General features: G+C 33.7%; 39 protein-coding genes and 1 tRNA gene. 5 read left to right on the forward strand and 35 right to left on the reverse strand.

Annotated elements, in window-relative coordinates:
• Window position 1 precedes the first annotated feature (1 nt).
• The 29 genes from IGJ90_RS11620 to IGJ90_RS11760 all read right to left on the reverse strand — a co-directional run bounded on the left by IGJ90_RS11620 (window position 2) and on the right by IGJ90_RS11760 (window position 16,460).
• Window positions 2-1,165, reverse strand: coding sequence for a phage minor capsid protein (locus IGJ90_RS11620; RefSeq protein ID WP_172759939.1), 1,164 nt, complete (start codon window positions 1,163-1,165; stop codon window positions 2-4).
• Complete coding sequence (locus tag IGJ90_RS11625; protein ID WP_263307603.1) at window positions 1,165-2,664, reverse strand: phage portal protein; 1,500 nt, start codon at window positions 2,662-2,664, stop codon at window positions 1,165-1,167. Before IGJ90_RS11625 ends, IGJ90_RS11620 begins: the two co-directional genes overlap by 1 nt.
• A gap of 15 nt (window positions 2,665-2,679) precedes the next feature.
• Window positions 2,680-3,978, reverse strand: a complete 1,299-nt coding sequence (locus IGJ90_RS11630) for a PBSX family phage terminase large subunit (RefSeq protein ID WP_438768158.1) — start codon at window positions 3,976-3,978, stop codon at window positions 2,680-2,682.
• Window positions 3,947-4,804 (reverse strand): phage terminase small subunit, encoded by an 858-nt coding sequence (gene terS / locus IGJ90_RS11635; RefSeq protein ID WP_438768160.1) that lies wholly within the window; start codon window positions 4,802-4,804, stop codon window positions 3,947-3,949. Before terS ends, IGJ90_RS11630 begins: the two co-directional genes overlap by 32 nt.
• A 26-nt stretch (window positions 4,805-4,830) precedes the next feature.
• Window positions 4,831-5,565: a hypothetical protein gene (locus IGJ90_RS11640; RefSeq protein ID WP_202579544.1), complete on the reverse strand. Its 735-nt coding sequence runs from the start codon at window positions 5,563-5,565 to the stop codon at window positions 4,831-4,833.
• An 82-nt stretch (window positions 5,566-5,647) separates the two neighbouring features.
• A complete protein-coding gene (locus tag IGJ90_RS11645; RefSeq protein WP_438768162.1) occupies window positions 5,648-5,875 on the reverse strand; it encodes a hypothetical protein in 228 nt (75 codons plus the stop codon).
• Between the two features lie 352 nt (window positions 5,876-6,227).
• A complete protein-coding gene (locus IGJ90_RS11650; RefSeq protein ID WP_219842374.1) occupies window positions 6,228-6,314 on the reverse strand; it encodes a putative holin-like toxin in 87 nt (28 codons plus the stop codon).
• Window positions 6,315-6,531: 217 nt separating this feature from the next.
• Window positions 6,532-6,603 (reverse strand) — tRNA-Glu (locus tag IGJ90_RS11655).
• Window positions 6,604-7,317: 714 nt separating this feature from the next.
• The gene (locus tag IGJ90_RS11660) at window positions 7,318-7,743 is read right to left on the reverse strand and encodes an ArpU family phage packaging/lysis transcriptional regulator (RefSeq protein WP_172760774.1); all 426 of its coding nucleotides are present in this window, start codon (window positions 7,741-7,743) and stop codon (window positions 7,318-7,320) included.
• 393 nt (window positions 7,744-8,136) lie between these two features.
• Complete coding sequence (locus IGJ90_RS11665; protein ID WP_016632871.1) at window positions 8,137-8,334, reverse strand: hypothetical protein; 198 nt, start codon at window positions 8,332-8,334, stop codon at window positions 8,137-8,139.
• Window positions 8,335-8,345: 11 nt separating this feature from the next.
• A complete protein-coding gene (locus tag IGJ90_RS11670; RefSeq protein WP_438768165.1) occupies window positions 8,346-8,594 on the reverse strand; it encodes a hypothetical protein in 249 nt (82 codons plus the stop codon).
• Entirely contained in the window at window positions 8,591-8,857 is a 267-nt protein-coding gene (locus IGJ90_RS11675) for a DUF7446 family protein (RefSeq protein ID WP_289865437.1), read from the reverse strand. Before IGJ90_RS11675 ends, IGJ90_RS11670 begins: the two co-directional genes overlap by 4 nt.
• The gene (locus IGJ90_RS11680; protein WP_438768167.1) at window positions 8,858-9,235 is read right to left on the reverse strand and encodes a hypothetical protein; all 378 of its coding nucleotides are present in this window, start codon (window positions 9,233-9,235) and stop codon (window positions 8,858-8,860) included.
• A gap of 173 nt (window positions 9,236-9,408) precedes the next feature.
• On the reverse strand, window positions 9,409-9,630 hold the full coding sequence (locus tag IGJ90_RS11685; protein WP_174126777.1) for a hypothetical protein: 222 nt from the start codon (window positions 9,628-9,630) through the stop codon (window positions 9,409-9,411).
• Window positions 9,620-10,084, reverse strand: a complete 465-nt coding sequence (locus tag IGJ90_RS11690; protein WP_438768169.1) for a Lar family restriction alleviation protein — start codon at window positions 10,082-10,084, stop codon at window positions 9,620-9,622. Before IGJ90_RS11690 ends, IGJ90_RS11685 begins: the two co-directional genes overlap by 11 nt.
• Window positions 10,085-10,176: 92 nt before the next feature.
• A complete protein-coding gene (locus IGJ90_RS11695; RefSeq protein WP_438768171.1) occupies window positions 10,177-10,470 on the reverse strand; it encodes a hypothetical protein in 294 nt (97 codons plus the stop codon).
• Window positions 10,463-10,927 (reverse strand): DNA N-6-adenine-methyltransferase, encoded by a 465-nt coding sequence (locus IGJ90_RS11700; protein ID WP_192411241.1) that lies wholly within the window; start codon window positions 10,925-10,927, stop codon window positions 10,463-10,465. Before IGJ90_RS11700 ends, IGJ90_RS11695 begins: the two co-directional genes overlap by 8 nt.
• Window positions 10,920-11,696: a site-specific DNA-methyltransferase gene (locus IGJ90_RS11705; RefSeq protein WP_174114336.1), complete on the reverse strand. Its 777-nt coding sequence runs from the start codon at window positions 11,694-11,696 to the stop codon at window positions 10,920-10,922. The genes IGJ90_RS11700 and IGJ90_RS11705 overlap by 8 nt, the downstream gene beginning before the upstream one ends.
• Before the next feature lie 63 nt (window positions 11,697-11,759).
• Complete coding sequence (locus tag IGJ90_RS11710; RefSeq protein ID WP_438768174.1) at window positions 11,760-11,951, reverse strand: hypothetical protein; 192 nt, start codon at window positions 11,949-11,951, stop codon at window positions 11,760-11,762.
• Window positions 11,952-12,043: 92 nt separating this feature from the next.
• The gene (locus IGJ90_RS11715; protein ID WP_438768176.1) at window positions 12,044-12,187 is read right to left on the reverse strand and encodes a hypothetical protein; all 144 of its coding nucleotides are present in this window, start codon (window positions 12,185-12,187) and stop codon (window positions 12,044-12,046) included.
• Window positions 12,187-12,621, reverse strand: coding sequence for a RusA family crossover junction endodeoxyribonuclease (locus IGJ90_RS11720; RefSeq protein ID WP_002368216.1), 435 nt, complete (start codon window positions 12,619-12,621; stop codon window positions 12,187-12,189). Before IGJ90_RS11720 ends, IGJ90_RS11715 begins: the two co-directional genes overlap by 1 nt.
• Before the next feature lie 8 nt (window positions 12,622-12,629).
• Window positions 12,630-12,929 carry a MazG-like family protein gene (locus IGJ90_RS11725; protein WP_228180271.1) on the reverse strand — a complete coding sequence of 100 codons (300 nt, stop codon included), beginning with the start codon at window positions 12,927-12,929 and terminating at the stop codon, window positions 12,630-12,632.
• The gene (locus tag IGJ90_RS11730) at window positions 12,929-13,930 is read right to left on the reverse strand and encodes a Lin1244/Lin1753 domain-containing protein (RefSeq protein WP_438768178.1); all 1,002 of its coding nucleotides are present in this window, start codon (window positions 13,928-13,930) and stop codon (window positions 12,929-12,931) included. Before IGJ90_RS11730 ends, IGJ90_RS11725 begins: the two co-directional genes overlap by 1 nt.
• Window positions 13,931-14,015: 85 nt before the next feature.
• On the reverse strand, window positions 14,016-14,561 hold the full coding sequence (locus IGJ90_RS11735) for a DUF669 domain-containing protein (protein WP_438768180.1): 546 nt from the start codon (window positions 14,559-14,561) through the stop codon (window positions 14,016-14,018).
• A gap of 1 nt (window position 14,562) precedes the next feature.
• Complete coding sequence (locus tag IGJ90_RS11740) at window positions 14,563-15,228, reverse strand: AAA family ATPase (RefSeq protein WP_129240361.1); 666 nt, start codon at window positions 15,226-15,228, stop codon at window positions 14,563-14,565.
• Window positions 15,229-15,240: 12 nt separating this feature from the next.
• Entirely contained in the window at window positions 15,241-15,720 is a 480-nt protein-coding gene (locus IGJ90_RS11745) for a siphovirus Gp157 family protein (protein WP_438768182.1), read from the reverse strand.
• 96 nt (window positions 15,721-15,816) lie between these two features.
• A complete protein-coding gene (locus IGJ90_RS11750) occupies window positions 15,817-16,044 on the reverse strand; it encodes a hypothetical protein (protein WP_002405008.1) in 228 nt (75 codons plus the stop codon).
• A gap of 57 nt (window positions 16,045-16,101) precedes the next feature.
• On the reverse strand, window positions 16,102-16,275 hold the full coding sequence (locus IGJ90_RS11755) for a hypothetical protein (protein ID WP_010711582.1): 174 nt from the start codon (window positions 16,273-16,275) through the stop codon (window positions 16,102-16,104).
• Window positions 16,266-16,460: a hypothetical protein gene (locus IGJ90_RS11760; RefSeq protein WP_016632625.1), complete on the reverse strand. Its 195-nt coding sequence runs from the start codon at window positions 16,458-16,460 to the stop codon at window positions 16,266-16,268. Before IGJ90_RS11760 ends, IGJ90_RS11755 begins: the two co-directional genes overlap by 10 nt.
• Window positions 16,461-16,580: 120 nt before the next feature.
• Here IGJ90_RS11760 and IGJ90_RS11765 point away from each other — a divergent pair, with 120 nt between their 5' ends.
• A complete protein-coding gene (locus IGJ90_RS11765) occupies window positions 16,581-17,093 on the forward strand; it encodes a hypothetical protein (protein ID WP_129275139.1) in 513 nt (170 codons plus the stop codon).
• 137 nt (window positions 17,094-17,230) lie between these two features.
• On the opposite strand, the gene IGJ90_RS11770 is transcribed toward IGJ90_RS11765, so the two are convergent.
• Entirely contained in the window at window positions 17,231-17,938 is a 708-nt protein-coding gene (locus IGJ90_RS11770) for a Rha family transcriptional regulator (protein WP_438768184.1), read from the reverse strand.
• Between the two features lie 21 nt (window positions 17,939-17,959).
• A complete protein-coding gene (locus IGJ90_RS11775; protein WP_438768186.1) occupies window positions 17,960-18,277 on the reverse strand; it encodes a DUF771 domain-containing protein in 318 nt (105 codons plus the stop codon).
• Window positions 18,278-18,350: 73 nt separating this feature from the next.
• Here IGJ90_RS11775 and IGJ90_RS11780 point away from each other — a divergent pair, with 73 nt between their 5' ends.
• Complete coding sequence (locus tag IGJ90_RS11780) at window positions 18,351-18,527, forward strand: hypothetical protein (RefSeq protein WP_181035821.1); 177 nt, start codon at window positions 18,351-18,353, stop codon at window positions 18,525-18,527.
• On the opposite strand, the gene IGJ90_RS11785 is transcribed toward IGJ90_RS11780, so the two are convergent.
• From IGJ90_RS11785 to IGJ90_RS11795, 3 genes are all read right to left on the reverse strand, one after another.
• On the reverse strand, window positions 18,520-18,648 hold the full coding sequence (locus IGJ90_RS11785) for a hypothetical protein (protein WP_258078502.1): 129 nt from the start codon (window positions 18,646-18,648) through the stop codon (window positions 18,520-18,522). The two genes, IGJ90_RS11780 and IGJ90_RS11785, sit on opposite strands and share 8 nt — an antisense overlap.
• Window positions 18,649-18,755: 107 nt before the next feature.
• Entirely contained in the window at window positions 18,756-19,019 is a 264-nt protein-coding gene (locus IGJ90_RS11790; RefSeq protein WP_438768189.1) for a hypothetical protein, read from the reverse strand.
• Between the two features lie 12 nt (window positions 19,020-19,031).
• Window positions 19,032-19,250 (reverse strand): hypothetical protein, encoded by a 219-nt coding sequence (locus IGJ90_RS11795; RefSeq protein WP_016632500.1) that lies wholly within the window; start codon window positions 19,248-19,250, stop codon window positions 19,032-19,034.
• 291 nt (window positions 19,251-19,541) lie between these two features.
• Here IGJ90_RS11795 and IGJ90_RS11800 point away from each other — a divergent pair, with 291 nt between their 5' ends.
• The 3 genes from IGJ90_RS11800 to IGJ90_RS11810 are packed head-to-tail and all read left to right on the forward strand — an operon-like array spanning window position 19,542 to window position 21,696.
• Window positions 19,542-19,973, forward strand: a complete 432-nt coding sequence (locus IGJ90_RS11800; protein WP_411859991.1) for a helix-turn-helix domain-containing protein — start codon at window positions 19,542-19,544, stop codon at window positions 19,971-19,973.
• Window positions 19,974-19,988: 15 nt separating this feature from the next.
• Entirely contained in the window at window positions 19,989-20,468 is a 480-nt protein-coding gene (locus IGJ90_RS11805; protein WP_016632498.1) for an ImmA/IrrE family metallo-endopeptidase, read from the forward strand.
• A 46-nt stretch (window positions 20,469-20,514) separates the two neighbouring features.
• Entirely contained in the window at window positions 20,515-21,696 is a 1,182-nt protein-coding gene (locus IGJ90_RS11810; protein ID WP_016632497.1) for a tyrosine-type recombinase/integrase, read from the forward strand.
• 66 nt (window positions 21,697-21,762) lie between these two features.
• Here IGJ90_RS11810 and IGJ90_RS11815 read toward each other — a convergent pair whose 3' ends face one another.
• On the reverse strand, window positions 21,763-22,488 hold the full coding sequence (locus tag IGJ90_RS11815; RefSeq protein WP_016632496.1) for a YebC/PmpR family DNA-binding transcriptional regulator: 726 nt from the start codon (window positions 22,486-22,488) through the stop codon (window positions 21,763-21,765).
• Between the last annotated feature and the right edge of the window lie 79 nt (window positions 22,489-22,567).

Below are 22,567 nucleotides of genomic sequence, written 5' to 3' on the forward strand. Positions count from 1 at the left end.
TTTAAAAATCGTCATAACGAAAATCCTTCAATAATGTGTTAATGGGTGTATAAACCTTTTCACGAGCATAATTTCTTGCAAGATACTCATTTGAATCAACTAATTCTCGTAATCTTGCTTGGTTTGCTCTTACCTTTTGTTGCCAATATTTAGCATTTTCAGTTTGACCTAATGCATCAGAAACCATGTGATTCTTTTTGAATTTCACAATTTGACGTTCTAATTGTCGTTGACGATTTGTCAATTGAGCTACTTTTTCATTTTCTTTGGCATCGATTTTAGGCTGATTGTTCGTGTTGACGCCAGGAATATACGGAATATGCAAATGTTGGCAATTAACGCCTCTGTGACCGCCTGGAGTACCGTATTCAGCATTCCAATAAGGATCATAAATACTTCGATATTTGCAATTAGGAGGCAATTCAGACATTTCTCTCAAATCAACAACATTTCCTTGTATTTTTGAGCACGCCTGTCTTGAACCCATGTGGCTCGTCACAACAACTGTATGAACATCATACTCACTCATGCGGTCTTTTCTCAACGTGTCGTAGGTATTTGATAAGGTAGACTTTAAAACCGTTCTAATATAACGTTCTAAACTCCATGTATGTCCCCCTTTATCGATAAAAGCAGACTTAATCCCTTTTTGCGCCCATTGTTGAATCGTTCTTGCTAAAGCTTCTTCAAAAGTAAATAAGCCACTATTAAATGCAGCAACTGTCTTATTAATGATGTCATTATACATTTGAGTTGTTGCCGTTCCATAACCGAAATTCGTAGATAACAACGTTTGGTTAACATAATTATCAATATCTGACCACACTTGATCATGGTAAGCTTTCATAACATTAGACAAGTTGGTTGGCAAAGGTTTTGATTTATAAGGTAATTCTTTATCGACATCTTTTATAATTTTTTCTCCTGTATTTTCAAACATTCGTTCAATTTCAGATTCAGCAATTCCTGTTACTTGAGAAATCACTTTGACGGTTTCCTTGTTAAACAAGTGTAATTCTTGTAGTTTTTCTCTTTGCCATTCTAATATGTCGTCATGCCCATTATTTAATCGCTTAATGAGAATCCGTATTAATTCTCCTTCTAATGATTGATAAAGGTGTGCCATGTTAGAAGACCACAAATCTAATTGATGAGGAGTAATCATTATTCCTCATCTCCTAGCTCTTTACTCATCTTCTCTTGTTCAAACTCTTGATAATCTACTTCAAGCGTTTCTGCTCTAATTTCATTGATTATTTTCCTAGCTTCTTTTTCAGTAACTCCAGTCAATTTTTGGATAGCATTTAATTTTGAGGTTAAACCAGCAGTCACTAACTTTGAATAGTAGTCCGCTTTTGCATCTTGTGATTGAAAAATACCATCATCAAAATCAATATTTATTCCTAAATTTTCTACTGGGGAAATCAGATCATAAGCTGTCGCCAATTCAAAAATTGTGATAATCAGCTCTTTCAACGCTTCTTCAACGATAAGGACATTGTCTGAACGTGTAGAAAATGTTTCAGAGTTCTCACTAATAATCTCTGTTGCTGTTTTGACAGATTGACCATCAAAACTAAACGTACCACTAGAAAAACCTGTTTGTAATTCTATAATTCGCAAGATAAAATTAATACTTTCTATAAATTCTGACGAACGTAAAGAAGGAGCAAACTCATCGATAAAAGGTTCATCTGATTTGAGTTGTTGAAAAACAGACGTTTTACTATCAAATCGCTTAATAGGAATACCATTCTTATCATATTTGACTCTGAAAAAGTGATCTGATGCTAAGATTCTTCGTTTTGCTTCTTCAATTTCCCACATGAATTCATCGTATTTTTCATTAATATCTTTGAGTTGACGTTTAGCATTATCGATAATTCCTAAACTTAAAGGACTATCTAAATTAATATTATTTTTTCCTGCCAATTTAATATAAACAAATAAAGGTCTGCTAAAGCCTTCCAAAACGACTTCTTCTTGTAAATTTTTGTATTTATCCAAATAGTCTAACGGAATTCTAACGCCTACTTGTTCCTGATATTCAGAGCGATATAGCTCATTTCTGATAACATACTTTCCGTTTTCCCATTCGTGAAACTCTAACAAAGTATAATAAATAATTTTTTGTCCTTCTGCTTGTTGTGTTAGATTGACAATAACAGCTTCTGAAATATCATTTGTGTTTGATTGAAGCGGAAAAAAAGTATCTGCTCGACAAAAAGCAATCTTTATCTTTCTTGTATTGGCATCTACATAAGGTCTTAAAGCTAACCCGCCAATTGCATATCCAGCTTCTAGCTCTTCGCCAAAATTTTTTCTAAATTTGTTTTCGGCAAACACAGATTGGAGAAATTTGTTAGCTTCTACATCATCTAAACTGATATTACAACCATCATTGAACACTAATTTAGATAATTTTCTGGCAACCACTTTAGATACATTTAATGAATGAAATGGTCGTTTTTGTTCATATCCATCACTATCGATATAATGAACATCTTTATAAATATTCTTGTAAATACGTTTATTGCTTTTTATGCGCTCTAATTCAACTGAATTCATAGCAATTTTAGGGTGATCTGTTATATTGTCCAACGTTTCTACCATTCCTATTTTTGCACCTCCTATCTTGAATAAAGCTTTTAATTTATTAAACATCTTCTCACCTCTATTCTAAGCAATATAATTTTTGTAAAAATAGTTATTGCCATACCTAGCTTCATCTAAAGCATGATTGTATTTGTCTATCGGCAGTCCATTGTCGTTTCTCACGTACATAGATAATTCTTTTTCAAAATTATAATGATCGTATTTATCGCCTGTTTCTAAAATAATAAATTGACCGCTTGTCATGGTATTTTGCAATCGTTCGATACCCACTTCAATTTTAAGACCATTACTAGAAACTTTGTCAGAACTATTGTTATCAGCTTTATCTGTATCAATACCAATCAACTCTAATTCTGTTCTTAATGTTTTGCAGGCTGGATCGACAAAAAACCAATTCCAATGAGGTAAAGAACGCCATTTTGTATAGCACCATTCAATAAACTTTTTTATTTCCCTTGCGTAAATAGACATAGCTTTCGTTACGCCTGTATCCGTTCCACTGTGATAATAATTCGCTAAACGATATAGATAAAATTTACCCTCATAGAAAGTGACAACCCAAAATGCACAGGTAGTTGCATCAGCTTGCCCACCATCAGCAGTAAAGAATGTTTCAATTATGTTCCCTTTTATTTCAGTTGCTTTATTGTGCTTCCCAAACATTGAATAAATAACACCTTGTGGCAAAACTCTATGACCGTACCAGTCACGCTCTAATAAGTATTCGCTACTGGATAACTCGTCATATAATTGTTTTTTTCTTTCTTCATTTAAGATTGGATTATCGTTTGGTGTCCAATGCCGAAATAAAAAACGTCCTGATTTCTCAAAACGTTCTAACAATTCTAAATTAGGATGATTCGGTGCTGGCGGATTCTGTTCACCTAAGTGATAGCGCCATTCTGCAGCAAACGTCCGTCTAAAACATTCATTGATAAAATCTTTATGCAATAAATTAAACTCAAGAAATGTCACAGAACCTAAAGACATACCAGTAATAGCACCCACAGAGTTTATCTTCCCGCCACCTTTATAGTAAATTTTCTTTTCTCCATTTGGAGCGTAAAGCAAAAGATGGTCTCCATGTTCATCATGCCGTATATCTGAACAACCAGCAAAAATATGGACCAAACCTAAACCGTCCCCATCCATAAACATGCGATAAGCCTGTTCTTGATTATATGCAGTAACAAGATGGTTTTGGTCAGGTGACTGCAAATAGAAATCAGCCATTTTAAAAATATCAGAAGTAGTCTTTCCACTACGTGGCGTACCTTCGTTTAATTCAAACGTGATGCCTTTTATAGGTTGATTGATGTTTTCAATCTGCTTATGACTGAATTGTAGCTGAGCCACTACCATCTCCCCCTAACTTGACATCTAACAAGGAACGAAGCAAATCATTTACTTTACCACTAGATGTTAATTTATCCACTTCATGTTCAATAATTGTCGTTTCAGCTGATAATTTTCTAGCTTGAATACCTGCTATCTTAGTTCGTTCAGCTTGTAATTCTAACTCATTAAATATCTTAATGGTTTTCGTTAAATTATTACTGATTCTAGTTAATGCCTCTTCTAACGATAAAATGTTATCTATTTTTCTGTAAGTTTTCCTTGTTACTTGAACATCTTGCATAACTTCACGTTTTATTTCTAGCTTTCTACCGTCTTTTTCAATCGGTGTTTTAATTTTCCTCAGTTGTTGCAAACGGTCGACTTCTTCGTCGTTTAAACCAGCTTCAGCTTTTTGTATTCTTTTCATCATTCGAAATTGTCGCAATTTCAATAAACGAATTTCTTCTAATAAAACAAGAGAAGGATCATCATTCATGCTAGAATAAATCTCCCTCTCTTCTTCACTCAATGTATCATAAAATATTGTTTCGTATTCGCCAGTTTTAATAGCATTCTTATTACCAAGTGGTGGCGAGGCTCGGCTATTACCTTTGTTGCCTACTGCGTTCTGATTACCAAAAGGAGCGCCTCCCCGATTAGTAACGTTACCTTTTGCATTGGTAACATTACCTTTCAATTCAGCACTCCATTTATCAATCGATTTCCATTTTCTAATTTGAGAATCTGAAACATTTAACTCAGAAGCAATTTCCTTTAATTGCTTCTCTCCGTTGGATTCTAGCCAAATCTTTTTAGCTTTGTCACGTCTTGGATCACGTTTCCTTGCCATTCAATACACACCACCTCGCATTCTTTTTAAGTTGAGTTTTGTTTTGTTATTAGTCTTTTCAGACAATTGAACACAGTTTTTATATAGTATCCATACTCCTTTTCATTGTCGTAAAAATGTTCTATCAATTCAATAAAAACTAAGCTAATTCCCTCCAGTAATAGAATAATAATAAATAATATACAAAATGCTACATATAATGGGTTAAAATCAGCCTTGCTAAGTTCCGATAAAAATTCTTTCTTAACTTCAGCATCAATAAACATATTAATTACTGAAGTTACTGGTACTAGAATGCTAAGTAATCCCAATGGAAACATAGTAGCTTTTATAAATTTTTTATGTGCTTTAGTCGTCTTTTTAATTTCTTTTTTCTTATTTTCAAAAGAAAAAACCAAATAGACACTTCCCCAAAATATAGCTAACACAATTACACACTCCACAAACATTCGTAAACTTGAACCTCCCCCATAATTATGTTTAAAAAAATACGTAGTTATAATTTCTTCCAAAATTGCACCTGTCATTGGTAAACTAAAATAAAAAATTAACGGTGTTCGAAATAAACTATAATATCTTTCCAACTTTATTTTTGGAGATGTCCACTCTTTGGTAGCTATTTTTCTGATAAAATTCCTAAACAAACGTACATAATAATAAGTCACTATTATCACAAAATAAATTGGCCAACAAAAAATAAACAAAAGACTACATAATAAAAACATTTGTGGCAAAAGCAAAATTAGATTAAGAATATTCATTGTCATACTCCTTTTTTAGAAAAAGAATATCTTACTTTAAAATATATTTCAATATTAAATTAATTACATCCTACATTATAAATTAAATATACTTCTCTATATTCTCTCGTATATGCTTATCTTTCCAACTGCCATGCCCACAATAAACAAGCTTGCACGCATCAATTTCCTTCGGCGTGGCTTCTCTCGTCATTTCAACAATAGATGCATTCTTTTTTATCTGCACAGACATAACAACGCGCATTGAATCAGTTGAGCGGTTCGGCTGTGGATATTTATGTGTTAGCGATACATACCAATAGCTTTTCATATTTTTCTCTCCTAGTCGTTTTTATGTACTTGATTCAATAAATTATTTCTTGATATACTATCTATAGGTAGCAACTCCTTTAGAATAGATGTAGATGTTCACACTCATAGCTAACAAATTGTGCACGAACGCTACCTAGCCACTAGAACCCATAGTCTAGTGGTCTTTTTTATGTACAAAAAAAGACCACTCATTTACGTTGAGTAGTCTCGATTGAATTTATTTTGTTTCATGATATAATGTATATAGAAAAAGGACGTGCTGCTAACACGCCCAAATGTAGAACCGTTAAAAAGACGGCAGCTTAATTTCAATGGTTTAACCATCTACTCTCTGCTAAAGTGTTAGATGGTTATTTTTTTGTGTTCGTATGGTCTATAATAAGCAAAACTAACGTTGCGAATGCAAGCATTAGCGATAATGCTTCGTATACAGACATACTTACTCCCTTCTAGGGATAAAGCTATGAACCATAGGCATCACCCCTTTATTCAAGAGATTAGCCACCATCTTTTCACTTTTCTACAAACGTTATTATACATAATTTTTCATTCTTCTACCAGATAAAAAAAGAGGCACTTGCAAGCTAGTGGCTCACGTGAATGTAGCAGAAACATCTATTGACGATTCTTTTATTTAAGTAGCAAAGCTACCTATTGGCGTGACAGGAATCGAACCTGCATATTTTGAACAGAACACCCAACGCTCTACCTTTAAGCTACACGCCAACCGAAAGTATCAATTACATTATGCCATTTTTTGAGATCGTTCATTCGGCAGTAGCCCTAGAATGACATAGTGGCTGATTGCCACGTGCTAACTGCTCAATCTCTATACGGTTTTTGTTACAGGCAATCGAGATTACCGCAAACTCTCATATCGCTGGAGTGGGATTGCACCACTCATGCACTAACCCTCTCTAGTTTTGTACAAGGTCCCAATAGTGCGCCTTACGCTTTCTATCTTCACCTTTGCGTCTCTCTACTTCCGCCACAGCGATAAATCACTCACAAACCTGTAGAAAAAAGAGAGAGGAATTACACCCCATTTCTTTTAGTTTGAGAACATCTGATTTGTGAGTGATCATTGCAACTAACATAGCGCTATCTTGACAAGTGCTTTCAGCGTACGTCTACGTGTAAGCTTCATGCCAAGTTTATTGCAATATTTGCTACCTATGACTAAACGAGACAGAAAGAACTGGACTTTCCACATCCTTATTCTTTATTTTTTATAGGTAGCCTCAAAAGATAAGTGAAACGGAGCTAAGAAAGGTAATGCATGCCTTACCTCGTTTCCTTATCTTTCGACACTACCATAATAACATCTAAATATTGTTAAAAACCGCCAACTTTCCGCCAAAAAACTGCCAAAAAATAGCGACTATCTCTATAAACCTTATATATACTATGTTCATAGTTTGCTTTTTTTTGAAAAAAACGTCAACACTTGCTTTTGTATGCAATTATTTTTCCATTCCTATACGCTTCGGCAAATTCAATTAAAGCCTCTGATTTCATTCGTTGAATACTTCTTTCGGAATATCCAACTTCCCTAGCTATCTTGTAATTAGAGTAATGGTCCTGTACACAGAAACTATAATGCAAAATTTGTCTGCTAGTTAGGCTCAATGCCATAAGCGCAGATAAAATTGCGTCTCTTTCTGCTTCTGCATCTGCTAATTGTACCAGTGCATCTTCTGCTTTGTTTCCGTGACTTTGGCTTTTAGGCATATCTGTAATAATTGGTGATTTTAAATCTATTAAAGAGCGACCAGCTATTCGCTCTAAACGTCTAAAATTCTTCAACACATTTCTGGCATTCGCTTTTGTTTGTCGAAAATCTACTTCTTTTAGCAATTGAATCAAGTGGAATCGCTCCTTTTGTGGTATAATAACTATGTCGAAAACATTACTCACAGTCGGAGCAATCCGGCTTTTTTTATTTACTCTTATTGAAATTTCATATTTCATCATGATATAATATGAACAACTCAATTCATCTTGAGTGGTGTCATCTAGAAAACTCGACTAGAAAAAACTAGTTGAGTTTTTCTATTTATGATAAAATATTTTTATTGTGACCAATGTTTGGGGTAAAGTAACCTCGCATATCACAAGCTACCACTTTTCTGGTAAAATATTCTTCTTAGTCAACCAGTGGTCGGTTGGCTTTTTTTGTTAGTTGCAAAAATCAGCTAGTTATTGTAAAAAAGTTGCAATTAATTAAAAACGTTTATTCATTGCTGTTTCTCTCTTCTTTCATATAAAATCACGCCAGCTAAATCCCACACTGTGCATATAGCACAATTCATTACATACTAAGTATCTTTTTTGATATTCGTCCTTAAAACTTAATATGTTCCCACATTCCAAACAATGAAGTTTTCCTTTTTTGTCTGAATATCCGTTTTTAATTAGCCACTTTTTTAACTGCTTATTTTTTTGGCGTTTATTCATCGCTGTTCCTCCTAAAAATTCAGACTGTCGCCTATCATTTTGTTTAATTCATAAAGGACCCCGTGTGGTAACACCGCTTGAACATTGATGCCAGTTTCATCACATTTAATATCTAATGTGTAATCGATACCTTTCTCTCCATTTTTACGATAGGCTTCTTTTTCAAGATAAACTTTGTATAAATACCTACTATTGACAACAATATTTTTTTGTTGCACATTATTGCTGACGTTCTCGTCATATGTTATTTCGTAGCTCATTCCGCTTCCTCCTTTAAAATAGCTAGAATTTTTTTCGCTTTTTCTTTATCAGATGTATAAAACAAGCTATGCTCTTTGCCATCAACACCTTCAAATTGGACTGTCTTTTTTTTATTTAAAAAAAACCAATCTGCCACTGCTTGAATAGCCTCATCTGTAATTACTCGACGATAATTTACATCCATCAAGCCGTCTTTGGCTTTACCAAGATAAATATCTCCACTTAATAATGCTGTTACTAAACGTAATTTTTCATAAGCCATTTATTTTTCCTCCTGTTCAATCCAATCAGCAAAAGCTCGTAATACTTGCGCTTGTTGCTTGTTATCTAAACTAGTAATTGCTTTGTGTAAATCTGATGAACCATTCCAAGCGCCATTGTTCATTAACCAATACACCGCTTGAAACGGTCTCGGTGGCGAACCAAGTGTATCAAACTGACAGATTAATTCTCTTAATAGATATTCTTGTTTTTCGTTGAGTTCTGATTCCTCAAGCTCAATCACTTCAACATTAGCTAGTGCATAATTAAAGCCTTGTATAAAGCTATGGTTTACTGTCTTGAACTGGTCGTCATTTGTAGCACATTCTTTTTCAAGTCTTTCTGATTCAGTTTCTAACCATTTCAACGCTTTACTCATTTTCTCCCTCCATCTTGTTAAATTTGACACATTCATTAAACGTAATAATTCCCTCTCTATACAAATACCAACAAAATTCTTTAAAATTCATATTTTCAGGTCCAAAAACTTCATACAATCTTTTTACTCTTGAATATCTCATTGTACTTTTTCCTCCTGTTCTTTTGCTGTTTCTACGTCAATTCGTAAAACTCCAACGTACGTTCTTTTTCTAAACGCTCAAAATACCTTTGAAACACTATTTGCGTAATATCATCATCTTCTTGCATCGCATAATGCAAAGAGAAATAACTGTACGCATCTGCTAATTGAAGTGCTTGATAAATTGTTATTCCACAACCAAAACAGTCGTTTATGAAATCTTCAATATCTCTTTCTAATTCCTCAGTTAGCATCTTTCGCTTCCTCCCGTTCGCTGCACCATTCACCAAACACTTGTAATACTTGAGCTTGTTGCTTTGGATTCAAACGACAATAAGATATATCTACGCTCCTAAGCTCTTTTGAACCTATCCGCGTCTGCCATTCTCCAAGAAGAAATACAGCGCACATTGAACTTACGTTATCTTGTTCAACATTTGCTTTCAGCCAATCAAGGACAGTTTGTTGATCAGGATTGAGTTCTGATTGAGTTCTTTCAGAAGCTCTTTTATTCCAAAGAACTGATAATTTTTCCAAACAAACTTCATCATGCTCTTTTTCATCCATGCCGTCCCATGGAACAGATATTTCAATGCTTGCATTACACTGTTCACACAATACATAGGCATCTGATGAAATACTAAACGAATTGAAACTAATGTTTTCTGAACCGCAAAATGGACATGGTTTTATATGAATTTCACTCATTCTTAGCTTGCTCTCCTTCTTCTAAATAATCCACAAGTAACTCTCTAATTCTTTCTTCTGACAGACAAATATTTTCAGCATTATAATAATCGCTAAACTTGAAACCCATTTTTTACATTCCTTTCCTTATACTCAGCTACTTTCTGTTCATAGATGGTTATTTCTTCGCTAGTCGCTTTAATTAAACGAGTTACTTCAAAACCAGCTCCATGTAAGCAATATACTTCTTCTCCTACCCATTGATACCAATCGCCCAATGCTAAATTTATCATCTCGATATCAAAATAATCTTCCTCCCAAACTTGTTGTTCTATGATTTTTTTAACTTTTCCAAATGCAGGTGGATTTGCATCGACTAATTTATAAACCTGTCCAACTTCAACCATTCGATTCATTTTCTTCACTCGCTTTCTTCCCATAAACTACTATCGCAGACGGAAACGGCGCTGGATTGCCACTCGCTCCATTCATTTCGAACTTCAATCGTCCTCGTAAAAACTGAATATATGCCTTACCAAATATAAAATCGTGCCAATAACTAGTATCAGTTCTAGCTGGTATCAGAAACACAATCGTTCTTTCTGGTACTCTTAGGTGTTCTTGATAGCCTTTCTCTAACCATTTTCGTAATTCTCTTCCATAAGGCGGATTACAAAAAACATTCCCGTACCATTCTTGAATCAATGCGTTATCTTCTTTGGTAAAATACTTAGGCAATTTAGCATTTCTAACGCTTGCTGCTACATCAATATCGAATTGATATTTTTCGTTTAATTCATCAAATAATTTCTGAGGCGTTTCCCAGTCATCTTTTTCACTTGAAAAGTGAAGATTTTTATTCATTTTCTTCACTCACTTTCTTAATTCGCTCAATAGCAATATCAAAATATTCCTTTTCTTTTTCAAAACCAATAAACTGACGATTAGTGTTAATTGCAGCAACTGCTGTAGTGCCTGAACCGATGCAGTTATCTAATACAACTTCATTTTCATTTGTGTATGTTTTGATTAAGTATTCAAACAATGCAACAGGTTTTTGGGTAGGGTGTCCTGTACGCTCATGGGCATTACTTTTCACTTGATTAATATCTAAAATACTAATCGGATTTTTCCAATCTTTATCGTAATGTCTCGAATCTACTACACCTCGTATAATTCCGTAATTATCCGAATTAGTGGATTCTGGTAAAACATAACCGTTTGCTTGATGTTCTGCTATTCGTTTGCTTATTCTTGGAATCATCTGTTTGTTGTAGGTTGGAAGCTTTTTGTAAAAAACAAGAATGTTCTCATGCACCTTCAAAGGCATCTTATTAGCTAAGAAAAAATTAGTAGAATGTTTTTTGTTCCAAATTAATTCGTATCTGAATAATTTTCTGTTGCTCATGATTATGTCTGTCGTAAATGGTTGTGATCCTGTTAAGACAATTGCGCCATTGTCCTTAATGATTCGCTCATATTGTTCCCACAATTTCTCAAACGGAATAATACTATCCCACTTATTTTTCGTAGTCCCATACGGTAAATCACACAAAATCATGTCTATGCTCTTATCTGGTATTCGTTTCATCCCTTCTAAGCAATCTTCGTTATATATTTTGTTAAATTCCATATTTTCAAAGGAGTAAAGAATTCTTTGTGGTCGACCAAACCTCCACTCCTTTCTTTTGTTTATTTAAAGTACAATTATTCTTTCAACCGTTTGGGGCTTCAAAATAACATCGCCAATTCTTACAAGCTTATTTTTGTATGTGACATCATTAAGTAAATTAATCAATTTATCAAGTCCTTTTTTGTTTATTTCAGTATCATACGTAGTCAACATAAACGCTCCATTTATAAAAATTCTAATTTTTACCATTTCCATCGCTAACACTCCTAATCTCAGCTAACTTTTTCGCAACACTTTGCTCGCTTTTGTTGCATAACGGACAAGAAGTTGCTTTTGAATGACCGAATCTATCTTTTTCCCAGATAATCATCTGTCCCTTGCATTTTATACATACCATCACTTTTACCTCGCTTGCTGTATGTCCCATTTGCAATAGCAGCTTTTTTTCGTTTTCGATTTTGCTTTTTGATCCGTTTTCCTTTTTTACCCACTACTTTTGTTCCTCCAAACTCATAATTTCAATTTCTGTTCGTGGTCGCATGCTGTACAACTTTTGGCAAACCATCACAGCAATTTGTCCATCGTTTTTATATAAAATACCTTCGGCAGCATCTGTCACTGCTTTGAAATAGTTGTCCAAATCAGGCTTTTTGTCGCAATATTTCCGCTCTAATTCCACTTCTAAGCGTTTCTGTTTATTGCTTAGAGCTGATTTAGGCGGATGGATATAAAACGTCACATGAGCGGAAATTGGCCCTTTTTCAATCAACTTCGCTCTTGATTTACGCAGATAATTCTTTACTTGATTTTTATATTCTTTCATCGCTCGATCTTCGTACGTTTGAACATAATTTCCACGTCTTGCGAACCTTGGGCGACTTTGTGGCTTAGGTTCAATCGGTAGAATAATTCGCATCTCTTCCACCTCGAACCTTACAAATCGGCTTCTTTGACGAATACTCCGTTTACCATTTTCCCTTGGCGATTTTTGATTTCGCTATATGCTTGATTTAAGCATTCGTGTAAGTCCATGTTATTTTGCATAGCGAGAATAATTAACGTCACAACCACATCCCCAATACCATCTCTTAGGTCGTTTTCGTTGTTTCTTGCTAATGCAGCGCCAACTTCTCCGACTTCCTCAATCACTTTTAGCATTTGCTTTTCAGGATCTGCTTTATCTAAACGCTTTTCTTTCGCCCATTCTTCCACTAATTTAACTAATTCATCCATCATTTTCCCTCCAAAAAATCTTTTATTTGTCTATCAAGTTCAGCTTGTTCTTCTGGTGATAGCTTTTCTTCTTCACCGTTCGCTTGATTCATCCACTCAGGCACCTTTTCTTGCCGAACAGGTTTATTTTGATATTGCTTATTTTGTGTTTTTTTATCTGCTCGTTCTCTCTCGTTATTTAGATAATCAGCATATGTTTTTACACCATTTGCTCGCCAATTTTTCAAAATACCAGCAAAATAGCTATATCTTCGTTCGTTATTTCTAGCACAGATATTAACAGCCTCTTTCAATAATTCGAGGTCTCCGTCAAAATCAGCAAGATCATATTGTAAATCAGTGATATTAACAGGAGTAGCAGGACTTACATTCTGTGAATAATAGCGGATTAACTCCGTTAGCTTTTCTTCACCTAACGGCTCTTCAAAGAATGCTTTTTCAACCGACGTTTCAGGTGACGACGGATTGATGCAACTTTCTGTTTCTTTTTTGTTTACTTTACTTTTATTTACTTTACTTTCTCTTTCTTTTTCTCTTTGTGTATTATTGACACCATTAACTACAGTTGAAGGTGAGTTATTGACGTCATTAACTACAGTTGAAAGAGAATTATTGCCGTCAATAATCAAATACTCTTCTTGTAAGACTACTTCTTTCCGCTTAGATGTCATCAATTTATATCTTTTTTGAATACCGTTTGATGTTAAGATTTTATATTTTTGATATTTATCATGATCAAAAAATCCTACTTGTACCGCTTTGTTTACAACTTCTTCTACTAGACCCTCTTTCGCCCCAACATCGTCAGCAACTAAGAACGCCGAATCTTCATCCCACCGCAAGAAATATCCCATGTCTCCATAGATATAACTCAGCAAGCAAAGTAGTATCTCGCAAGTTTGTGGTCCACACGATTTTCGAATTTTTCGATACTTAATATCTTTCAAAAAATCAACATCTAATGAATAGTAGTCAACGCCTTGTTTATATGGCCTTGCCACTTTATCACTTCCTTATAAGAGGGGAAAATCCCCTCTTTATTTGTTTAATGGTGGATTCAATGAATCAAATAATGTTGTTTGTTGCTTAAAAGGGAAGATCATCATCTGAAATATCAATTGTAGAATTGTTTACAAATGGATCACTTGTACTATTTGATTGAGTGAATGCTTCTTTATTTGCTCCATTACCGTTGGGACGTTCTACACCATTAGGTTTACTTCCTTCTGTATCAAACTTGTTATAAGCTTTTACAGATAAATTCCATCGATCATTGTAATCACTGTGCTTCCAATCAACTGTAATATTTAACGTCTTATTCTTTGCAGCATTTACTAATTGTTGAATACTATCAATTGCTGTTCCATCTGGCACACCAATCGCTGCTAGAATTGTATTAAATCGTTTAGTAGAAAATTCAATATCATTGCGATCCCATACAACATTGTCATAAAGAATTTTCCCACCTTTATACGCTCCATCTAAAACCTCATAATTGAATACAGCCATATCATTGTTTGTCCCTTTGGTCTTTTTACATTCAGAGTCAGGAAGAATTTTTACATTATAGCTTCCTGCTTCTTTTACTGATTTCCCTAAAACATTTTGTGAATCTACTACAAATAGTGGCATATTAAATTCCTTCTTCCTTATTAGTATTTGTTAAATTACTTGCTTCAATAAGTTTTCGGTCATCTATTCGATTTTTTGCATGATTTCCATTTTCTGGATTTAAATCAATCAAACGTTTATCATCATCAAGATAGATACGACCTACTAAATCAAACATAGAGGTAAAAGCATTAAAGGTTTTTTCGTTCATATCTGGACTAAACCGCCCTTTACCATCTAATCCACTAGCTCCATTGTCAACTTGATGTGCAGTTGCATAGATTGTTTTATTACTTTCTCTTAATTTAGTTCCCAGTTGCCTAAACCATAGTTGTAATTTTTGATAATTTTGACGTCCATCTCTTGAAGCTCCGTCAATATTTTCTAGCACTAAATTTTGTAACGCAGTAATATTGTCTAAAATAATTACTTCATATTCAGGTTTGCTCAATGCTTTTAATACCCAATGATCAATCAATGATTGAATATTAGGTGCATCTCCGCTTTCTAACTGAACAACAGATATATCCTTTTCCCCGATTAAAACGTTTGTTGATAAATCAAAACTAAAAAGTAATTTATTTCCTTCAAACTGTTTAGCTAATGAGGTTTTTCCTGTACCTCCATCACCATATATGAAATACATATTCGCTTGTTTTGGTACAGTTCCATTCGGATAAAACTTCATATATTTCACCTTCTATCGGATTTGAATTGATTTTGTTCGAACTAATTCTGCACCCTCAACTTCTCCGTGTTTCAATTCTTCTTTCAACGCCTTTTTATCTACTTTAGGAGGTTGCGGAATTAAAAAGCCTGACGGAATTAATTTTTCATCAGTAATTTTTACCGAAGCTTGGTTATTCCGAATACTTACATTAAATAATTCCCCTTTAATTTTTGTTTTACCAACTTTTTCCATTTCCTGTTGCAAATATCCTTTAAGGTTATCGACACTAGTTGAAAGCGCCTTTTTTCGTGCTTGTAATCGTTTAATTTCCGTATCCACAATTGACGATGTGCTCTCAAGTTCTTTAATTACTTTTGCCGTATTTTCAACCTTTAAATCGATAGAATCGTTAATACTATCTAACGTATCTTTCAAAGTACCATCATCAAGCTCTTCAGCGAGTGATAATACTTTTAAATAATCATTACTAAGTTCATAAAGTGTTTGCATAACTATCTTCCTCCTCATCGTATTCCCACGTTGGCTCTAATACTTCTTTTTCTTCGGGTGGCTCTTGTCTTGCCCCTAACGAATCAAATTCAGGCATTACAATCCCTCCCAAAATAGTTTTATTTTTTCATCTTCCAATTCGATATAATCGACACCTTGCATTTGTAGTTGATCTAAAAATGGTTTTGTAGCTCCTTTACTGCTTACCACACAACTTGTATTGCCATAAGATGCAGATGTCCGAACAGATTGGACAATGTTATTCTGTGCGTTTGCTAGCATTAATTCGTAAATGTCGTTGCCTAAACCTCTTACTTCAATCATCTAGTTTTCCTCCGTAAATTATGCTATTATTTATTTGTATATTTTTTGTTATGCGCCTTAATCGTCTGCAAACGATTGGGGCTCTTTTTGTACTATACTTAATCTCTCTGGATAAACACCTTCATCAAATGAAACATATGGATATTCTTCAAGCAATTTTCTAAAGACTTCCGCTTGTGTTTCTCCAGTCACGTATGTTTCTCTACTAGCTTCACCCACAGCTACATACATTTTTTATCGCCTCCTTTTTTAGAGTATTGATACTTGGCCTCGTCCCAATCAAAAAACCAACGTATAAAGATTGGTACAATGAATATGGTCACTACTACCACTGAAAATTGACTTTTCAAGAACGCACCTAGTGCAATCATCACTAAAAATGCTCCTATCAATCGTGCTTCTCGGATTGCTTTCATGGTTAACCTCCTATGCTTTTGTTGCAATTTTTTCGTCGAAATTGATAAATCTCTTCTTTGTGTTTCCCCTTTAAACAACTCTTCTAGGGTTTCCTATTAAAAAAGTAAAAACTTTTCAATATGCGGAAATACCGTTTTGATAAAGTAGAATTTTTGGGTATTTTTGATTATCCCTTTCTAGTGTATAATTGTTTAAAAACGGTGGTGCTTATTTTGAAACTAGATCTATCATTTACAATTACAGCAATCATTGCTCTTTGTGCATTAATTACCCCCTTACTAACTACTCATTTAAACAACTCACATCAACGAAAAATGAAAGAATTAGAATATCATCAACAGAATCAAACCAAAGAATTTTTATATGTTCGTGAAAAAATGGATAATTATCTCAAAGCTGTTGGACAATTTATTGGAAGTGATACAGCCATCAATCAAGCTGCTTTCGAAGAAGCTCATTTTTCTTTATTACCTATCATTCCATTTGAAATGATTCCGATATTCGAACAATTATATGAAACATTAATTGTTGAGCATAACTTGCAAAAAACCAGAGATGATCTTCATAAAATCATTGTTCCATTTTTAAAATCCATAAAAATGGGACCAGCTCCAAAGACAGAAAACAATTAGAATAGAAAAAGCATAATACTTGTACCAATAATTCTCTGGTTCTATCTCCAGCATCAACATGATGCATACCAATGTAATGAAACATGAAATAATTAATATAAATGGAAAATTCATTATTAGTTAGCCTCGCTTCTTATTCAGTTGTATAAACCTAAACTCATTTGTCTTACAACTGTTTTTGTTGCTGTGGACGGTTCCCAATCGTTGATATATTCAATTACGGTTTCATAATGTTTTTCTCTTAATTGGGAGCGAGACCCTACACCAGTAATTTGCTTAATGCCTGAATTAATATCTTTGTATAGCTTGCTACGCTGTTCTTTTGTGATTTTTCCAAATCCTTTCGCCACTTCTGCAACTCTCTGATGAACTCGTCGTGATAAATAGCTATAATCACCCGCATCTATTTTTTGATTGTTTTTTAAGTCAGCTACTTCTTTTTCGATTACATCTACACGTTCGTTTGTTTCTTCGTTTGCTGATAAAGCTAGTAAAGCTAATTCTCGCTTTGAGGTTGGTAATTTAGGCTGTTGAATTTCTTTTTCCATTCGATTGAATGCTTCAATGTATTTCAGTTTGAATGAATCTGCTTTTTTCCCAGTGAATCCAAATGCAATGAAAGAAAAGCCATCTCGATTCATGTAGTACAATCTTTGTTTTCTACCTCGAGAATCTTTATATTCTCCCTCAACAAACATACTTTGGTAATAAGCCGAATTTTCGGCCGATTGAATTTTAGCCTCTATTGCTTCAATAACATGCTTATGTTGTTTTTCAAATACTTCAGCAACTTGTAAACTAGTTGTTACTGCTTGTTGGTTTTTCATAATTACTAGATTCTCCATCTTCTTTCCTCCTTAAAAAATTTAATAATCAGGCAATTCGATATATAGCCGTTTTAAAAACGGTCTAATGCGGTCAGCATCAAACAGCCATTGCGCATTTACGCTATCACTTTCTTTTTTAGCTAGCTTATTCTTTTTTACATATGGATCATCAACAATGTTTTGCATAATCCACGCCCGTTTATGTCGAGTGATTTTTTCCATATCTGACATTGTGTACCATTCAGGCTGTAAAAAAGTTTTACAATATTGTTCAACATATTCTTTTAGATGTTTATCAAGATATTGATTATCCACTTGTACGTTAACTTGTACTGGTACTTCGGGTTGCGAAAACATGACTACACCTCCTAAACTGGTTGTCTTGTTTTTCACCTCTTGATAAAATTTACTTGAAAGCGAGGTGAATAATATGTCTTTAACTAACGAACAACGTGCTCATGATTTGGCCATTGCGTCATTACCTTTTGCAAAATCAATAATTGATCAACGAATACAAAATGGTGAAGACATCGTTTTTGATGTTTATCTTGAGTACAAAAAATTATATGAAGCTTCTTTAGAAGCTATGACAGAAGACTTTAAATAATCTTTTGTCCATTTAATAACAGTTCAGTGATGTTTTTGCTGTTTTTATCCTCTTGACTACTTGCGATAGTTGAGAGGATATTTCTTATTTCTTGCTCAGTTACTTTGATTGTTATCTTCATGTTCTGTCTCCTTTCTTAAAACCAAAACCATGTAATGACCATTCCCACACGCCATTTTTCATGAGAATGGTTATTTTATTTTCTTCAATTTCCATCCCTCTCACCTCCTACGTTGGTTGATTTTTATTTCTTCTATATTTATTTTTTTCATGCCATAGCAAAAATTCATCAAATTTTTGAATATTTATTATCGGAACATTGGGAGTTACTAAGCGATAACCATCTTTATAATCTTTATGCTCTTTAAATTTCTTTAATAAAACTTGAAAGGTTGGTTTATGATTTTGAAAACCAAAAAACACAATTGCTTCGTCTTTTGCCATCCAGGCTTGTGTCAACGAGATTGTTTTAGCTAATGTTATTTGTGACATTTATTACACCTCCTAAATTATTTGTTTTACATTTGTATATTTTCGATCAATATCTAAAAAATCAGCAATTTTCAACTTATAAGAATCTGCTTTTTCTCCACGTTGGTACCCTTCAATTATTTGCTTTGCATAAACTGATGATGTTCCAATATGCTCGGCAATATCTTTTAACTTAAGTTGTTTACGCTTCATCATAACTTCAGCTAATTCAGCAAAATCTGTCACATACATTTGACATCCTCCTTACGTTTGATTTAAAGCTAGTTAATTTATTAGCTAAAAACGTTGACTTTTTCTATCCAAAAAGATAAAATATAGACATAGTTAAATAAGACTATAGATAAGCCTCATAAAATCTTTATTCGTCGGCAAACGTTTAGATTTATTATCATGCTATTCTTTTGTCTTTTTAGCTAATTAACTAGCTTACAAATCCATAATAAGCCAGTTGGATAATTTTGTCAATGGTTTTTATCCAATTTTCTTATTTTTGTTTGTGTAAGCTCTTAGAAGGGTGATATTATGCTTTTTGATAGAGTTAAAGAATTATGTAAAAAAAGAGGAATTTCTATATCGGAACTGGAAAACAACGTAGGATTCGGAAAAAACACTATTTACAAGTGGAAAAATCAAAGTCCAAAAGCAGAAACCCTACAAAAGGTTGCTGACTACTTTGGTGTAACAACAGATTACCTATTAGGTCGTACAGACACACCACAATTCTCAGCTAAGAATGAACGGGATGTTCAAAAAATGTTATCCGAAATGAAAGATGGATTAACTAACAAACATACCTTAGCATATTTTAAAAATGATGGTGAAGAAATCGACGAAGAAGATGCTGAACTACTAGCTGAAGCTTTAGAGTTCGTTGTACGTCAATCCAAGCTTATCGCAAAAAAGAAATTTACACGTAAAGATTATCGAAAAGAAAATCATGATGATCTAGCCTAAAGAGGTGTTTCTTTCATGAAAAGACAGCATATTAGAAAATTAGCCCACAAATTAATAGAAAAATATAATACAAAAAATCCTTATGAACTTTGTGACTATTTAGGAGTACCTATTTATTACATGGATTTAGGAAAGAATATTCTGGGTTTCCGTTCGGTATTGAATCGTGCACCGATGTTGCTTTTAAACACAAGAAATTCAGAAGAGGAAGAATATATAGTTTGTATTCATGAGTTGGGGCATCACTGTTGTGGTCATACTAATAACGCTGACCAGCTAACACGTAATAACATGCGTTTTATAGCTCAAGGTGATGAGTATGAAGCTAATTGCTTCATGATAGAAATTCTATTATATGGTGTAAACCTAGCAGAATACCCAACTAAAGAATGTTTATTGAGAAGTTGCGGTATTCCTAGCTGGGCTGAGCGCTATGTAGATTGGGAATATTTAGAAGAAACGGCAGATTTTGATAGCTTTAATAGCTATTATTAAATCCCGCTAAAAAGAACATACATTCGAAAAGAAAGGAGTTTTTTTCTTGTGGATTGAAAAACTACCTAATGGAAAATTCAAATACTTTGAACGTTATAAAGATCCCTATACAGAAAAATACAGGCGTGTATCCATTACGCTTAACTCAAAGTCAAATCAAGCAAAGAAACAGGCGTTTCTTGAATTACAAGATAAAATTAATAAAAAACTTAATCAATATAATCAGACAAATTTATCACTCTCTATGCTTTACGAAGAATGGATACCAATCTATAAGCAACGGGTAAAAGAGCAAACATATTTAACGGCCATCAGTTTATTTAAAACTATATCTAAAAGAATAGATACTGATATTCTTATTAAAAATATTACAGCAAGTTTCATACAAAAGTTTTTAAATGATTTTTATTACAAAGAAAATTATTCTTATTCTTACACAGATTCTCTTCGTGCTCTTTTTAGTAATATGTTTGAGTACGCAAAACAAATAGGAATAATTGAATATAACATAGTTAAAGATGTCAAAATAAAAAAGAAAAAATCAACCATTGAACAAATTGAGAAAATTTCAGATAAATATCTCGAAGCTGACGAATTAAAATTAGTTTTATCAGAATTAAGACAGTTAAAGAAAACGCCTGAATCAAATCGATACGCAGAAGCAATGGAATTTTTATCTAAGACTGGTTTAAGATATGGTGAATTAGCAGCATTAAAAATTGAGGACTATGATGGTGAAAATATTAATATAAATAAAACCTTATTCTACAATTATGCTAGTTTAAAAGATGGTAAGACTACAAGCCCTAAAAATGTACATTCTAACAGGACCGTTTCATTAACAAATGATAGCAAAAAAATACTTAACCATTGGATTGAACAAAATAAATTAAATAAAGCCATTCATCCATATTATAATGATATGGGCTTTTTATTAGCAAGCGCAAATGGAAATCCAATATCGCCTGGTAATATAAATTATGCCCTTCGAAAAGTGTCGGAAAAATTAAAAAAAGAAAATAAAATGAACAAACATTTAAGCACACACATATTTCGACACACGCATATTTCTCAGTTAGCTGAATTAGGTGTGAATCAAAAAGCCATTATGCAACGTGTAGGACAAGTAAATCCAATGACCACATTAAAAATATATACTCATGTAACAAAAAAAGTAGAGGCTGATTTACTTTCTAAACTCAATAAAAAAGAAAAGGAGCAAGAATAATTCTGCCCCTTTTCTGCCCCTTTTATTGAATTAACGACTAAAAATTTACAATAAAACACTGTTATATCAATCCGTTTCAGGTAAATCTACATTATGATGAACTTTTTGAACATCTTCTAAATCTTCTAAAACGTCTAACATTTTTTCAAAGTTCGCTAAATCGTCGCCTTCTAATGTTACTTCGTTTTGTGGAACCATTTCTAACTCAGTAACCGTGAATTCTTCAATGCCTTTTTCTTTTAACGCTTCTTGTGCATGGTGGAAATCTTCTGGTTCTGTGTAAACGATAATTTGACCGTCTTCTTCAACAACATCGCGAACATCAATGTCTTTTTCCATTAAGTATTCTAAAATTTCATCCGCATCGTCACCAGCAAAGCCAATGATACCTGTATTATCAAACATGTAGGAAACAGCACCGCTGACACCCATGTTTCCGCCGTTTTTACCAAATGCGGCCCGCACATCTGCTGCTGTTCGGTTCACGTTGTTTGTTAAAGCATCAACAATGACCATTGAACCATTTGGCCCAAATCCTTCATAGCGTAATTCAGAATATTGTTCATCTGCTGAACCTTTTGCTTTTTCAATAGCGCGATCAATAATATGTTTTGGTACATTGTATGTTTTGGCGCGTTCGATTACAAACCGTAATTTTTGGTTTGCATGAGGATCAGGGTCTCCTGACTTCGCTGCTACGTAAATTTCAATCCCGAATTTTGCATAAACACGGCTATTGTTTGCGTCTTTGGCAGCTTTTTTCTCTTTAATATTTGCCCATTTACGGCCCATATTCTCACTTCGCTTTCTCTGATTTGTTGTTAGTATCTTATCCCTTGTTTATTATACTGGGGAAACTGATTTTTGTTAA

It is taken from the genome of Enterococcus sp. AZ129 (assembly GCF_051714505.1).
GTDB classification, from domain to species: domain Bacteria; phylum Bacillota; class Bacilli; order Lactobacillales; family Enterococcaceae; genus Enterococcus; species Enterococcus faecalis.